The organism is Cyclobacterium xiamenense (assembly GCF_900109255.1).
GTDB lineage: Bacteria > Bacteroidota > Bacteroidia > Cytophagales > Cyclobacteriaceae > Cyclobacterium > Cyclobacterium xiamenense.
This window is the reverse complement of record NZ_FNZH01000017.1, coordinates 1-14,291: the sequence shown is the minus strand read 5'-3', so window position 1 is coordinate 14,291 and position 14,291 is coordinate 1. Positions and strand designations below refer to the sequence as shown.

At 48.7% G+C, this 14,291-nt stretch carries 11 protein-coding genes and 1 pseudogene; 8 read left to right on the top strand and 4 right to left on the bottom strand.

Annotation, left to right across the window (positions count from 1 at the left end; genetic code table 11):
- The first annotated feature begins 268 nt into the window (after positions 1–268).
- The gene (locus tag BMW71_RS23055; RefSeq protein ID WP_092178901.1) at positions 269–1,816 is read left to right on the top strand and encodes an AbgT family transporter; all 1,548 of its coding nucleotides are present in this window, start codon (positions 269–271) and stop codon (positions 1,814–1,816) included.
- Between the two features lie 15 nt (positions 1,817–1,831).
- Positions 1,832–2,683 (top strand): serine hydrolase, encoded by an 852-nt coding sequence (locus BMW71_RS23050; protein ID WP_092178900.1) that lies wholly within the window; start codon positions 1,832–1,834, stop codon positions 2,681–2,683.
- 79 nt (positions 2,684–2,762) lie between these two features.
- Here BMW71_RS23050 and rbsK read toward each other — a convergent pair whose 3' ends face one another.
- The 3 genes from rbsK to BMW71_RS23035 all read right to left on the bottom strand — a co-directional run bounded on the left by rbsK (position 2,763) and on the right by BMW71_RS23035 (position 5,131).
- A complete protein-coding gene (gene rbsK / locus BMW71_RS23045) occupies positions 2,763–3,680 on the bottom strand; it encodes a ribokinase (protein WP_092178899.1) in 918 nt (305 codons plus the stop codon).
- Positions 3,681–3,900: 220 nt separating this feature from the next.
- A complete protein-coding gene (ric, locus tag BMW71_RS23040; RefSeq protein WP_092178898.1) occupies positions 3,901–4,638 on the bottom strand; it encodes an iron-sulfur cluster repair di-iron protein in 738 nt (245 codons plus the stop codon).
- A 100-nt stretch (positions 4,639–4,738) separates the two neighbouring features.
- Positions 4,739–5,131, bottom strand: a complete 393-nt coding sequence (locus BMW71_RS23035; RefSeq protein WP_092178897.1) for a DUF2784 domain-containing protein — start codon at positions 5,129–5,131, stop codon at positions 4,739–4,741.
- Positions 5,132–5,308: 177 nt separating this feature from the next.
- On the opposite strand from BMW71_RS23035, the gene BMW71_RS23030 reads away from it, so the two are divergent.
- From BMW71_RS23030 to BMW71_RS23020, 3 genes are read left to right on the top strand one after another with little or no spacing between them, the layout of a single operon-like run.
- Positions 5,309–7,690 (top strand): TonB-dependent receptor, encoded by a 2,382-nt coding sequence (locus tag BMW71_RS23030; protein ID WP_092178896.1) that lies wholly within the window; start codon positions 5,309–5,311, stop codon positions 7,688–7,690.
- 48 nt (positions 7,691–7,738) lie between these two features.
- Positions 7,739–8,734: a sensor histidine kinase gene (locus tag BMW71_RS23025; protein ID WP_092178895.1), complete on the top strand. Its 996-nt coding sequence runs from the start codon at positions 7,739–7,741 to the stop codon at positions 8,732–8,734.
- 6 nt (positions 8,735–8,740) lie between these two features.
- The gene (locus BMW71_RS23020) at positions 8,741–9,499 is read left to right on the top strand and encodes a LytR/AlgR family response regulator transcription factor (protein WP_092178894.1); all 759 of its coding nucleotides are present in this window, start codon (positions 8,741–8,743) and stop codon (positions 9,497–9,499) included.
- A gap of 82 nt (positions 9,500–9,581) precedes the next feature.
- Here the strand turns inward: BMW71_RS23020 and BMW71_RS23015 are convergent, their stop codons facing one another.
- Positions 9,582–11,114, bottom strand: a complete 1,533-nt coding sequence (locus BMW71_RS23015; protein WP_092178893.1) for a hypothetical protein — start codon at positions 11,112–11,114, stop codon at positions 9,582–9,584.
- Positions 11,115–11,567: 453 nt separating this feature from the next.
- Between BMW71_RS23015 and BMW71_RS23010 the strand changes: the two genes are divergently transcribed.
- The 3 genes and pseudogenes from BMW71_RS23010 to BMW71_RS23000 all read left to right on the top strand — a co-directional run.
- The gene (locus BMW71_RS23010) at positions 11,568–11,747 is read left to right on the top strand and encodes a hypothetical protein (RefSeq protein ID WP_092178892.1); all 180 of its coding nucleotides are present in this window, start codon (positions 11,568–11,570) and stop codon (positions 11,745–11,747) included.
- A gap of 409 nt (positions 11,748–12,156) precedes the next feature.
- On the top strand, positions 12,157–14,064 hold the full coding sequence (locus tag BMW71_RS23005; protein WP_092178891.1) for a tetratricopeptide repeat-containing sensor histidine kinase: 1,908 nt from the start codon (positions 12,157–12,159) through the stop codon (positions 14,062–14,064).
- Positions 14,061–14,291 (top strand): annotated as a pseudogene (locus BMW71_RS23000) (response regulator); the annotation flags it as partial. The gene BMW71_RS23005 and the pseudogene BMW71_RS23000, both read left to right, overlap by 4 nt.

The following is a 14,291-nucleotide window of genomic DNA, read 5'->3' as shown; positions in this document are numbered from 1 at the left end:
ACCGTGGGTGCAACCCACGGATCACGAATCACCCGACGCCGCCAACCCCGGACGGGGTTGAATCGTGTGCCCTGCGATCGAGCCCAGATCGGCAGCCGAGACAGGATGGCAAAATCCAGCATCGAGGTCCAAGCGGTGGTTCAACCCACTTCGGGGTTGGGGAACCGGCTCGGCTACTTGCCGAATTGACCCATCCCGTTAATTTTTTAGGCCATTTTCCGGGAATTCAGCGGTGGAGTGTTATTTTTAGCTTTCCAAAAACCTACCCATGAAACAATCCACGAATAAAAACAGCCTGCTGGACCGGTTTCTCAACAGCATTGAGCGCGCTGGCAACAAATTACCGGATCCTGCCGTGCTATTTTTGATCCTTATGCTGCTCACCTGGCTTTTTTCGGCATTACTGTCACCCATCGATTTCAACGAATTGGACCCACGGACAGGCGAAAAACTGTACATCCAAAACCTGCTAACCGGCGAACGTATCGCTGCGTTTCTTTCGCGAATGATTCCCACCTTCATTAATTTCCCTCCCCTAGGCGTGGTACTACTGGCGATGCTCGGCGTAGGTGTGGCAGAATATTCCGGCTTTATCAACGCCGGTCTGAAATACCTGTTGGGATTTACGCCAAAAAGCCTGCTCACTCCCATTTTGGTATTGGTAGCCATTGTCAGCCATACGGCTGCGGATGCCGGTTACGTGCTGGTCATTCCCCTGGGAGGCGTGATTTTCTATGCCGCTGGCCGGCACCCGCTGGCGGGGATCGCTGCTACCTTTGCGGGGGTCTCTGGTGGATTCAGTGCCAATTTTATTCCCTCGGCCATCGACCCGCTTTTGCAATCCTTCACGCAGTCTGCGGCCCAAATCCTGGATCCCGGCATTCAGTTAAACCCCTTGAACAATATTTTCTTTACCGGTCTTTCCAGCTTGGTGGTGATCGGGGTGGCCTGGTACCTGACCGACCGGGTTATTGAGCCGCGGCTGTTGCGCACCAATCCCGTAGACGAAAACCTGACGGACGTGCCCCGAATGGACGAATTGGGTCCCAAAGAGAAAAAAGGATTTAAACTAGCCAGCCTGGTCTTGGTGCTGGGCCTGCTGGGTTTGGTTGCCTGGGCTTACCCGCTGGATTCCAGCCTTCGGGCCCCCGATGGAGAAATTACCTCTTTTGCTGCTCCTTTGATGCAATCCATCGTTCCGCTAATTTTCCTCGTCTTTTGGATCCCGGGCATCCTCTACGGATTCGTTGCCGGCACCTATACATCCTCCGGCGACGTGATCGCCTCCATGAGCAAAGCCATGGGAAGCATGGCGCAGTACATCGTCATGGCCTTTTTCTGCGCGCTCTTTATCGATGCCTTCTCCCAGTCGAATATTGGATCCATGACGGCGCTAAAAGGAGCGGCCTTTCTGCAAAGCCTGCAATTGCCCTCGCAGGTAACGGTGGTCGGGATCGTCTTTCTAAGCGCTTTTGTCAACCTGTTGGTTGGATCGGCATCGGCCAAATGGGCCCTGATCAGCCCCATCTTTGTTCCCATGCTTATGCAGCTGGGAATTTCCCCCGACCTGACGCAGGCCGCCTACCGCGTGGGCGATTCGGTATCCAACATCATCACTCCCCTCCTTCCCTATTTTCCCCTGGTAGTGATCTTTTGCCAACGGTACGTGAAAAACACCGGTATCGGAACCCTGGTTTCGCTCATGCTGCCCTATACCATGTATTTACTGGTGATCTGGACCGCCTTTCTGCTGATTTACTGGACGCTGGGAATCCCACTGGGACTTCAATCTTCCTACGAATACACGGGCTTTTAAGCAACTCCTTCCCTTATGAAAAAATCGCTTCCATCACAAGTCCGCTACCTGCTGTTCATCTGTGTCTTGCAGTGGCCTGTTTTCCTTGCCAATGGGCAGGATGCGCTTCAGGAATACCTGGAAACACTTGCCCCGGACACCGAACTTTCCTTCCTGATCCAAGGTGCGGAGGGAGAAATTCTGGCGGAATACGAGCCGGATAAAAGGGTTCCCTCTGCCAGTATCATTAAAATACCCATACTGCTCGCGCTTCTGGAAGCAGTGGAAAAAGAGGAACTTTCCCTGGAAGATCGGTACCGCTTACGGAATCAGGACAAAGTGGGGGGCGCCGGGGAGTTGCAATTTGAGCCGGATGGAAGCCTGCTTACCTACCGCACACTGGCTACGGAAATGATTCGGATCAGCGACAATACCGCCACCAATATACTGATCGACAAACTTGGGATGGAACGGATACAGGGCTGGCTGAACGAACGTGGCTTTACCGCCACGCAGCTCAACCGAAAAATGATGGATTTTGCTGCCATCGAACAAGGAAAACAAAACTACACCAGCCCTGCGGAGATCAACCGGATTTTGTTGATGCTGCTTGATGCAACTTCCGTTTCTGCTGAAACCGCAGCATCCGCCCGGCAATTACTGACTGCCTGCGCGGACCGGCAAACCTTGCCCGCTCTCCTGCCAAAAAACCTGGAAGTAGCCCACAAAACCGGAACACTGGACTATGTTCGGGGAGATGCAGGGATTATTTTCGGAAAGCGAGCCCTGGTTGTTTCCGTTTTTGTGGAGCATTTTCAGGAAATCGAAGATGCCGAAAAAATCATTGCCGAAATCGGACGTCTGGCCTATGAAATCTACGGCAGGTAAGGCCAGCCGACAGGTAGAACCGCTTCAGCCTATTCTCCGGATTGAATTTGCGCTTGGCTGTGTATGCCAAAAAAAGCCTTTAGTTAAATTCCCGGACCTGTTGCAAAAAGGGAATGGAGGGCTGGGCTCCTTTTTTTGTCACGGATAGGGCAGCTGCCCGGTTGGCAAAAGTAACCGCCTCCACCCAATCCATCCCAGCACTCAGTCCGGCAGCTACTGCGCCGATAAAGGTATCGCCCGCAGCCGTGCTGTCTACCGGGATTACCTCCGGTGAGGCCAGGCTACCGGTATAGTCGGGAGTGGAAAGAAAGGCACCCGCGGCCCCCAGGGTAATGACCACCACCTGTACGCCTTTTTGATGAAAATGGGCAGCGGCATGTACGGCCGTCGCTTCGTTCGTAACGCGTATCCCGGTAAGAAATTTGGTCTCTTCCTCGTTGGGGACAATGGCGTATAAATTTTTATAGATTGCTTCGGGCAATTCGCAGGCAGGGGCCGGGTTCAGGATCAGCTTTTTGCCCTTTCCCCCGTAGGTATTCGCCAGGTAAACGATTGTTTCCATGGGGGTTTCTAACTGCGTCAAAATAAACGCTGCTTCTTCCAGCAGCCCTGCATGGGCTTCCAGCTGTTGGGGCAAGAGCCCCTGATTTGCCCCACTGGCCACGACAATGGTGTTTTCGCCCGAAGCGTCCACCATAATCTGGGCCACCCCGGAGGGCAATTGCTCGTCCAGCGCCACTGCCTGAATATCCAAGCCCTCGTTTTTGAAGTTTTCCAATGTTTGGTGACCGAAGGCATCGTTTCCCAATCTGGCCACAAAGGCCACCTCTCCGCCCAGTCTCACTGCTGCAATGGCCTGATTGGCGCCTTTCCCACCGGGATGAATGCTGAATTCTTCTCCGTGAACGGTTTCACCCGGTACCGGAAACCGCTTCACGCGAACGACCATATCGGTATTCGAACTCCCCACCACCACAATTTTTTGTTGTTGACCCATACGCTGTTTTTGTGAGCAAACAACCGCTAAAAACCGCCGGTGCATGCCCACCAATAAAGTTGGAAATTTCAAACCGGCCCAAGTGCCTGGGCCCCCGTACCGGTTTGAAATTAAAACTAAAACAAAATTTCAAAAATCCCTGAAAAAACCAACAGGAATTCCGGGCAAACAAGGAAAAAGACCGGGACTATCCGGACTTTTTCTGTAGCGAATGGTTGTTTTAACGGGATCCTGCTTCCGTTTTTTGTATCCCCTCGTGCAGAACACGGGCAGCGGGAAACAACAGGTTGTTTTCCAAATGAATGTGCACGTGCAGGTCTTTTTCAAACTCCTCCAACATGGCAAATGCTACCTTATAGGTCTGGCAAGCATCGGCCGGCGGATTGTACCCCTGACTAAGTTCCGAAAGTCGGGAAAAACGGGCTCCTTCGGCCGCATGATCGTCTTCCGTCATGCGAATGGGGTTTTCGATGTGTCCAAAATGAGGATCCGGAGGTGCAATCCCTTCGCTTCGGGCTTTTTCCATGGCCTCTATGTAGGGAAAAAGGATCAGTTCTTCTTTCTTCATGTGCACGGTCAGGGCATCCGCTGCTCCGGAAAATAACCGGTTGATTTCTGCCAACTCCGGATGACGCTCCCCATGTACTTTCTCAAGTTTATCCAGGTAGCATTTCAGGGAGGGCAGGCTTTCTTCCACGTACCGGTGATGGGTGTTCACAATGTGTGCGATCAACTCAACGGAACTCATTTGGGCGTAGCGCGGGTCCTTCGAACTGTTTTCCAATCCCCCAAGTTTGATGACGAGATCCGCTGCATTTATCCCTTTTTTCCGACAAGCCTCGGTAACGCTGACGCCACCTCCGCAACAAAAGTCAATGCCGTATTCCGTGAAAATTTTCGCCGTTCTGAAATCCCTTGCGACAATGTCTCCTACTTTTTCCACTGCTAGCTGTTCCATAATTAAAAGGTATTAGGATTTGATTATCTTTTATATAAAACAAAGCTACGGAAAAATTAATTAAGGACAAATTTATCTTTTATTATTTTCGCCGACTATTCTACTCACTGGAAGGTCTTCGGATATTCAGCCACAGGGATAGAAAAAAGGCCGCCAATGCAAGGCCAAGGGTGGCACCGTCCACCAACTTGGCCGCAGGCTGCCAGCCCAGGATACGTTCCAGCAAGTAACTAATATAGGAATTGGGTAAGCCCTCCACGCCTCGGAGGCGGAGGATTTCCCAATGCCAGTCCGTGCAGGGGCAGTACCCCCATCCGTACCAGATTCCCAGGAAAACCCAGGAAGCCAGGGTCAGGGAAATGCAAACCAGGTGTGCTTTTCGGGTAAAGGGGCTCAGCCAGCCCCCTACATTGAAAAGGATCAAGCCGGTATGCACGACCAGAAAAGCATAATCGGCCACTGCCAGCCAGTCAATAAAAAGAAGTTGGTGCATAATTGGTAGTGGTTTACCCGCAGCGAACGGACGTACTTCTTTTTCGCCATCGGAAATTCATCCGGTTAATTTACGGATTCATCCCCAACGTATTCGAATCCGTCCAGCCCGATTTTCCATTTTCCGGCTGGATGTATTGTTTTGCTCTCCTACTAACGAACCTATTTGAGAAACGACATGCGACAAAAAACGTTACTTCTGCTAATCCTGCTAGGTCTATCCCACTGGGCGACCGCACAAGACAACCCCTCCTACACGCAAACCGTCCGGGGAACCGTTCTGGACCTGGTCAGCCAATCTCCGTTGCCGGGAGCTTCGGTACGCATCCTGGGTACCGACCCCCTGATTGGAACAGCCACCGACCTGGAGGGTAGGTTTACCTTAGTCGCCGTTCCTGCCGGAAGGGCCAGCATACAGGTAAGTTTCCTGGGATACGAACCCAGCACGCTTCGCGAAATCCCCATTACCAGCGGAAAAGAAGTAGTCCTCACCATTCAATTGGAGGAAAGTCTGGAACAGATGGAAACCGTGGTGGTGCAGGCCGGAGGAGACTCCAGGCAAGCCCAGAATGAAATGGCCACCGTTTCGGCAAGGGGTTTTGACATGGAGGCCACCCAGCGCTTTGCCGGCAGCCGAAACGATCCCGCCCGCATGGCCCAAAACTTCGCCGGGGTAAGCGGCGCGAATGATTCCCGAAACGACATCGTCATTCGGGGCAATTCCCCCACCGGCGTTTTGTGGAGATTGGAAGGGGTAGACATTCCCAACCCCAACCATTTTGGGGCCATGGGTACTACCGGAGGTCCGGTCAGCATCCTCAACAGCAACCTTCTGGATAAAAGTGATTTTATCACGGGTGCTTTTCCTGCCGCCTATGGAAATGCCACGGCCGGCGTCTTCGACCTTAACCTTCGTAAAGGCAATGCCTATCGCAGGGAGCACCTGGTGCAAATGGGATTCAATGGATTGGAACTTGGGACCGAAGGGCCGTTGGGTGGCGCTAACGGTGCATCCTACCTACTGAATTACCGGTATTCAACCTTTGCATTGATGCAGGAGATTGGTTTTTCGGCCGGCACAGGAGCGGCAGTACCCTATTACCAGGACTTTTCCATGAAAGTAGATCTTCCCACCCGCAAAATGGGGCGATTCTCTCTTTTTGCGATTGGCGGAAAGAGCAACATCGACCTGCTTGGATCGGAAACAGACAGCAGTACCACGGATCTATACTCAGAGCTATCCCAAAACATTTACAACCGGGCAAAAATGGGCGTCGTCGGATTGACCCATCGGCAGTATTACGATACGCAGACCTACGGCGTAGTGACGTTGTCGGCGGATCACAGTTTTTCGGGAAACCGTGTGGATTCCCTAAGTTTGGAAAACAGGGAACCCAGTCCCCTTTTTCGCAACCATTTTGGATTAAACAAGTTCCGGGCACAATACGAGCTTTACCGCAAGGTAGACAGCCGGAACAATTTTCGCGCCGGTATGAATTACGATCACCTGCAATTCAACCTGCGGGATAGTCTGTATCAGGCAGCGGAAGACCGCTTCCGCGACTTACGCAATGCATCCGGCTCTTCCGGCTTGTTCCAATCCCACCTGCAATGGCAACACCGGCTGGACCAACGCCTCAGCGCCAACATCGGCCTCCACTACCAGTATTTTGTGTTGAACGATGCCCGGCAGCTGGAACCACGGTTCGGTCTGTCTTTTGAACAAAATGACCGCAATACCTTCAGTTTTGGCTACGGCCTGCACAGCCAATTGCAGCCCATTCCCACCTATTTCCTCGAGTCTGAAGGCCCGAACGAGCAAAGCCTGCAAACGAATAAAGGGCTGGATTTCAGCAAATCCCACCACCTGGTGGCTGGCTTCCGGCATCAATTCAGCCCGGATGTGCACCTGAAGTCCGAAATCTACTACCAACACGTATACGATGTACCGGTAGAAATGGCTCCGAGTAGCTTCTCCCTGCTCAATGCCGGCGCCGATTTTGGTTTGCCGAATGTGGACAGCCTGACCAATCGGGGCCGGGGTCGCAATTACGGCTTGGAACTCACCCTGGAAAAACAATTTACCGAAGGATCCTATTTTCTCGCCACGGCCTCCCTATTTGATTCCCAGTATCGGGGGAGCGATGGCGTCTGGAGAAATACGGCCTTTAACAGTCGGTACGTAGTGAACGGTCTGTTTGGAAAAGAATGGGAAATCGGGGGGCCAAACCGCACCTTTGCCCTGGATATAAAACTAACCTATGCGGGTGGTCAGTATCGTACGCCCATCGATTTGGAACGCAGCATCCTGGAAAACCAGGCCGTCTATCAGGAAGAGCGGGCCTTTTCGGTCAAAAACCCGGACTATTTCCGCACCGATCTCAAGGCCGTGTACCGGGTAAACAAGAAAAACCTGACCCACGAATGGTCACTGGACATACAAAATCTCACCAACCACCAAAACCTGTTTCGGCAGACCTACAATCCGATATCCCAGTCCATTGTCAACAGTTACCAGCTTGGCATCTTTCCGATTCCGCAGTACCGGTTGACTTTTTAGGCATAAACTAAGTGCTTTGCGTATCTTGTCACCCATAACAACCGAAACATGAAGATAAAGGCCCCTTTTGACCGGTACCTGTTGATGCTCGGACTGTCCCTCCTGCTCACGGTGGTGCAGCCCATCGCCCCCTTTTGGCAGGAGTTGCTGGTCAACGGTGTCTTTACCTTTGCGTTTTGGGAAGGCAATTTTCGCCTGGTCGGCTGGGTTCGCAAACGGTACCCGCGAATCCAGCAGACCCGGCAGCGCATCCTCACCCAGGCGGTGCTTTCCGTTGGGTACACCGTCCTTGCCGGCAGCCTGGTGATCTTCTTGCTGCACGGGATTGGTTGGATCCCCTACGAAGCAAACTTCCACCTCCAAATACTAGGAATGGGGCTGTTTATTACCGCCATCATTGCCATCGTCTACGAAACCGTGTTTTACTTCGAGCTATGGAAATCCTCCCTGCTGGAAAGTGAGCGGCTGAAAAAAACGGAAGCCCGCCTGCAATTTGAAAGCCTCAAAAACCAGGTGAATCCCCATTTCCTATTTAACAGCCTAAACACCCTGGCCTCCCTGATTCCGGTAGATCCGGAAAAAGCGGAACAATTTGTGCAGGAATTTGCCGATATCTACCGCTACGTATTGGAAGTGAACGGCAAAAACTTTGTCAGGCTTCGGGAGGAGATGGACTTTGTGGAATCCTATATCTACCTGCAAAAAATCCGGTTTGGCAACCACCTGATCTTCGAAAACCGCCTGGATGCGCAGGTGGACCGCTACCACATTCCGCCCCTAATTGTGCAAAACCTGGTAGAAAATGCCATCAAGCACAACCGGATATTACAGGAAAAGCCCTTGGTCGTCCGCCTGGAACTAATCGAAGATACCTTGCTGGTCAGGAACAACCTGCAGGTACGGAGCCATCCCGCCCCGTCCACACAGACCGGCCTGAAAAACATCGCCCAACGGCTGCAATTGGTAGCTAACAAAGAAGCTAAATTTTACGAACAAGGGGGGTATTTTTGTGCCGAAATTCCCCTGATCCCTGAAACCGATTAAGCAAGCATGTACACCACCTTACTTGTAGAAGACGAAAAGCTGGCGGCAGACCGCCTGGAGCGAATGCTGCAACAGATCGCTCCGGAAATACGGGTGCAGGCTAAGGTCGATTCGGTAAGTGCCGCAGTAGCTTTTCTCAAAAACAACCAACCCGACCTGATTTTTCTGGACATTCACCTGGCCGATGGCTCCGGCTTTGAAATTTTTGAGCAGGTGGAGGTAAGCTGCCCGGTCATCTTTACCACCGCCTACGATGAATACGCCCTGCGGGCATTTCAGGTCAATGGCATCGCCTACCTGCTAAAGCCCATCGGGCAGGACGCCCTGTCAGCCAGCTTGCAAAAATTAAAATCCATACAGGCTTCCGGGACGCAGGTAGCGTCCCTGGATGCGCTGCTGGCCCAACTCCGAAAGGGAGAAACGCCCTACCGGAAACGTTTTTTGTTGGCCTATGGAAACACGATCAAGTCCATTGGAATCGCAGAGGTGGCCTATTTTTTTGCCGAAAACAAGGCCGTATACCTGGTCGACCGATCGGGCAGCAAATTCGTGCTGGACGAGACGCTGGATCAGCTAGCGGAGGGGCTGGACCCAGAGGTGTTTTTCCGGGTCAACCGAAGTTTTGTGGTACAGGTAGCCGCCATCCGGCAGATGCATGCCTACTCCCGCAGCCGGATCAAACTGGACCTGCAGCCCCCCTGCGCCAAGGAATGCATCAGCAGCTCGGAAAAAACGGCGGAGTTTAAGGAGTGGTTGGGGAGGTGAGTGCGCGGTTCCCTGGATAATACTCTCGACACCTATCGCATTTCTTTTACCACGCGATGTTTATTGGCTTCTACCTCGCCATTTATAATGAATAAATACCAAGAATATTCGATCGGTTTTGGTGATTTTCTAGAATTACATTTTTAATTTTTTGCAAATAATCGAATTTCCCGAAAAATTCAAAACAGTACGTATGAATACGCTCCTTGGTACAAACTGAAACTGCCTTTTCGAAACAGTTGCAAATATCATCTAAATCCACATCTTCTCCCTTTTGAAATTTTTCAATCAATACCATTCCCATCTCAAAAAATGCTTCTCCGAACATAGGTTTGTATTTTTCCGCCAAGCCATCTAATTTAGAATTTTTTGTAATCTTGTTCAATGTTCTTTCATACGCATCCCGGGGTAGTTTTTCCCGAAGAAGGCTAAAAAGCTTTGTTCTGACGATTTCAAAATACATCATATTTTTTTCCACATGATCTACAGAAAGTCCGATATAAATATCATCTAATTTGATCATATTACCTTCAATTTTGATGTAATTACCATTATTTGTTGGTTGATTTTCATTTGTTTCGATCAGGTGTTTTAATTGAATAGCTGCGTCCTCTACCCCGATTTGAGTTAATAGTCTTAAATATTCGGTTTTAGCTATGTTTGGTTTCTCCAGCAAGTCCTGTAGTACTCCCAAGCGAAAAGGAACTTCTATCGTATCCAACTTTAGTCGCTTTGCTTTTGTCAGGTAATCACAGCTAAGCTGTAATCTCCTTTTAAAAAAATAAAGGTGAGAAAGGCACCAGTATAGGGTATGCTGTATTTTTTTTTGTAGTACTTTATCTTCGTCGTTTATTATTTCGTGAATCTTGATTTTTTTTTCCCAGCTTCCATGATATTGCGCCCAAACCTCATTAAAGGCATGGCAATTCAACGAGACGAAATCTCCTGCGGTTCCATTAACAAAGATTACCAAATCTGCTTTGTCTTCGATTGCAATTTCCTTCGCTTCGGAAAAAGTATTTGCGCTGGGAATTCGCTGTCCACCTGCGCCATTGATGTTACCCGAAATTGGTAAGTTTTCATTTTCAATCAAGTTGAGAAGTAACAATTTAAGATTATCCTTTATTTGATCGTCTTTGATAGTTGTGTTGTTCACAAGTGCTATAACCAACCCATCGGGACAAGAAAACTCGACCCGAACAAACTCTTCAAAGTCCCTTAAGCCAACAAACTGGCTTAAAAGATCAAGTATATCCAACTTTACGAAACTATTATAACGAAACTTACCGTCGTATTTAAATTTAGCGTAACAATACCAAAACGAACGCAGTATTGTGCTATCTTCCGCAAAAGGCCATTGATCATCCGGCCACCCCAATATTTTTAAATTTGTCTGATGATTTTGTTTGACCTCCCCCGGATCATTGTTTAAAAAAGGAATGTATTCGGATAGCTCATTTTCTCCGCTTCCCCTTATCCGAAGAAGTTCCACTACTTTATCCTTTACACGTTCGCCCAACCTATAAAATGGCTCATATCGTCTTTCTTCATCATTGACTAATTCCTTTAAGTATGGGTGATTTCTAGCATAATTAAGGTATTGTAGCGCTGCCATAGATGAGGAGTGTGGATTCGATTTGAAAACAAGACTACACCTGATAAAGAATAATTCAGCAATTATTTTTAAAATACTGAATTATTTTTTTAAAACCGATTCTGTTGTTGAAAAATTTTTACACTGGAAAAAAAATTACTGGCCCCGGCAATATGCGTGAATTTTTTGAAGCGCACATAGTTTAATAAAAGAAAATTTTACTATATATTATTTTTTATTATTTTCTTTTTATTATTTTTTATACTGTTATTTATGACAGGAACCAAATTATATTTCTATTTGGTTATTTTTTCGTACGCCGTAAAAAACTGATCAGAGTTTACAAACCATTTAAAAACGTATCGGCGCAGATGCTATGGGAAATGACAGGAAATAGGAATCGGACCCTTCCTAATTCTTGTCAACCCACTCGGGTCCATTTGAATCAAACTTCAATTAAAAACCTAAAAAGTTATGAAGACTAAAATCAAATGGAAGGTGTTGATAATTGCACCTATGTTACTAGTTGCTTCGTGCGACTTCATTGGTATTGATGACAAAGAGGGTTTTCCAAGAGAAAATCCTGATACCGAACTAATAACGGGAGGTGGGGGCAAGTCAAATGACGACCCAGCGAATGGTGGTGGAAGCTAAACACGAATTAGTCCCTACACCGTACTACCGGATTGAACAACAACCGTTTTAATTTCGATGCTAAAAAGCCTGCAACACTTCTTGCAGGTTTTTTTTTATGCCAGCCTTTCAATGAACACCTAATAAACCACCACACCAAATTCAATCGTTAGTTAAAGATACGCAGGCAAAAATAAATGACTGGTATAAACTTCGCGAAGCTGAGAAATAAATTCGTGAAGGTGGAGAATTGACTCGTGAGCTCCTTTTCCTTTACCCAACTTATCAACTAACTATTGCTAAAATGATTTTAGAAAACTGAATTTATACCGCATTTCCTTTTATTTTTTACACAAAAAACCCATCTTTAAATAGTTGTTTTCCAAAACACTATACCTGACATTGTTTTTTAAATAACCCACCAACCGCCATGAAATTCCATTTTCCAACACATCCCGTTTCCCGGTATGTAGTACTTGCCCTTGCCCTGGTAATTTTTTCTGCCTGGCAGCAGCTACCCGATCGAAGTGAGTTGGATAGTATGCTGGAGAAGGTTCGCCGGCAAATTGATGCGTATGCCCTTGATTCCGCTAACCGTACATTGGATCTGGCGCTAGATCAAGCCCTTTACCTGGGCGATTCCAACCGCATCCGAAGAATCTATGGCGACAGGGGATACATACTAAACCTTACCGGGGAATACGAGGCCAGTATTGCTGCCTACAAACTTGCCTACGCTTATGCAGAAGGACTCCGGGATTCCAGCCTGATGGTCGCTTTCTCCAGAAGCATCGGACTCAATTTCCAGCGAATGGGCCTCCATGCCGTCGCCCTCGATCAGTATTTGGCAACCCTGGAATTGGCAAAGAACGTTTCTGATAAGAAAATAGTGGCCAATTTAAATAACTCTATCGGTGTGCTGTACCAGCAAAACAATGCGCCCGATGTGTCCATGAATTACCTGCGACAGGCGCTAGCGCTTTACAACGCTATTGGTGACCAGGAGGGTGTGGCCTATGTATACAATAACATGGCGATCAATTTTCAACAAAAAAGCGAGTTCGATTCCTGTATTTACTACAATGAACTGGCACTTGAACAAAAGAAAACCTTGGGTGACTTGCGGGACATTTCCTCCACCTTCAATAATTTGGGAGAAATTTTCCTGGATCTGGCACTTTTGGATTCCGCCTATGCGTATTTACAGGAGGCCTATTCCATCCATCGCCAATTAAATGAACCGGAGTCGATGGTAATCAGCTATAACAATTTTGCCGACTACTGGCTAAAAAAGGGCGACTACTCCCGCAGTGAAGAATATTTGGATTCAGCTGCGCAAATTATCCGGGAGATCCAAACCAAAGAACTGGCCATCAAAAACGCCGCCTTACGCGTGCAGCTGTACGAAATCACCCATCGCTATGACCGGGCACTTCAAACCTATAAGATTTGGGACAGCCTGAAAACCGATTTGTTTATGAATGAAAAAATCCAGGTACAAGAGCTTGGAAACATGTATTTACTGCGGGAAAAAGAGTTTGAGAAAGAACAAGTCGCCCAACAAGCCAATTTATTCGAAATCAAGTCCGCCCAATTCCAAACCACCAGTCTGCTGCTCGGTGTCGTGGGGGTATTGCTTACCCTCTTTTCGGTCGTTACCTACCGGAACCTCAACACCCAAAAACAGCAATCGAAACTGATTCGCGAACAAAATTCCATAATTAAGATGCAAAAGACCGAAATTCGGCACCGCACTAGCAATAGCCTGGCCAAGATTCAAACCGTGATCCATACCATCCGAAGGAAAGCCACCGACTCCGGTACCAAGTCGGAACTGGTACTGGCAGGACGTATCCTGCAAACGGCGGCCTCCCTGGAACGGCATCTGTACGACGTGGAGGACGAACTCGAGGTGCCATTGGCTGAATACCTTACCGGACTGCTGGACCTTCACCGGGAACTATTCCGATTGGAAAAAAGTACGACACAACTTACTCTGGACTGCAGGGAAGACATTGTACTTCCGGTCAATCAAATCCTGAGCTTGGGAATTCTTCTGGACGAATGGCTGCGAAATAGTAGCAAATTTGCGTTTGCAAATACCCAAAATCCCCAGATCTCCATTCAACTCCAGGAGGAAAACCAGGTTCTTACGCTGCACTACCGGGATAACGGATCCGGCTTGACGGAGAATCAGCAAAGGAGGGGTACCGGAACCGAGTTGATCGAAAAGTTTGCCCGTGACCTCGACGCAACACTAACCACCGAAAGCGATGCGGGAATTCACCATTGCCTTCGCTTCAAAATCGAAACAAAACCCACCCAAACAGACGTATGAAAATCCTCATCGTAGAAGACAATCCCTCCATTGGGGAAGAAATTGCGCTTTCCATAAGCGAACACTTTGCCGAGGATCCCCACGAAATCCTTGGGCCGGCCGAAACCTACCAGGAGGCACTGGAAATCGTGTTGCACCAGCAACCGGAAGTGGCCCTACTGGACATTGCACTCGGAACCGATGTGGATGCCGGAATCCGCCTGGCACAATACCTCAATCGTTCGTAC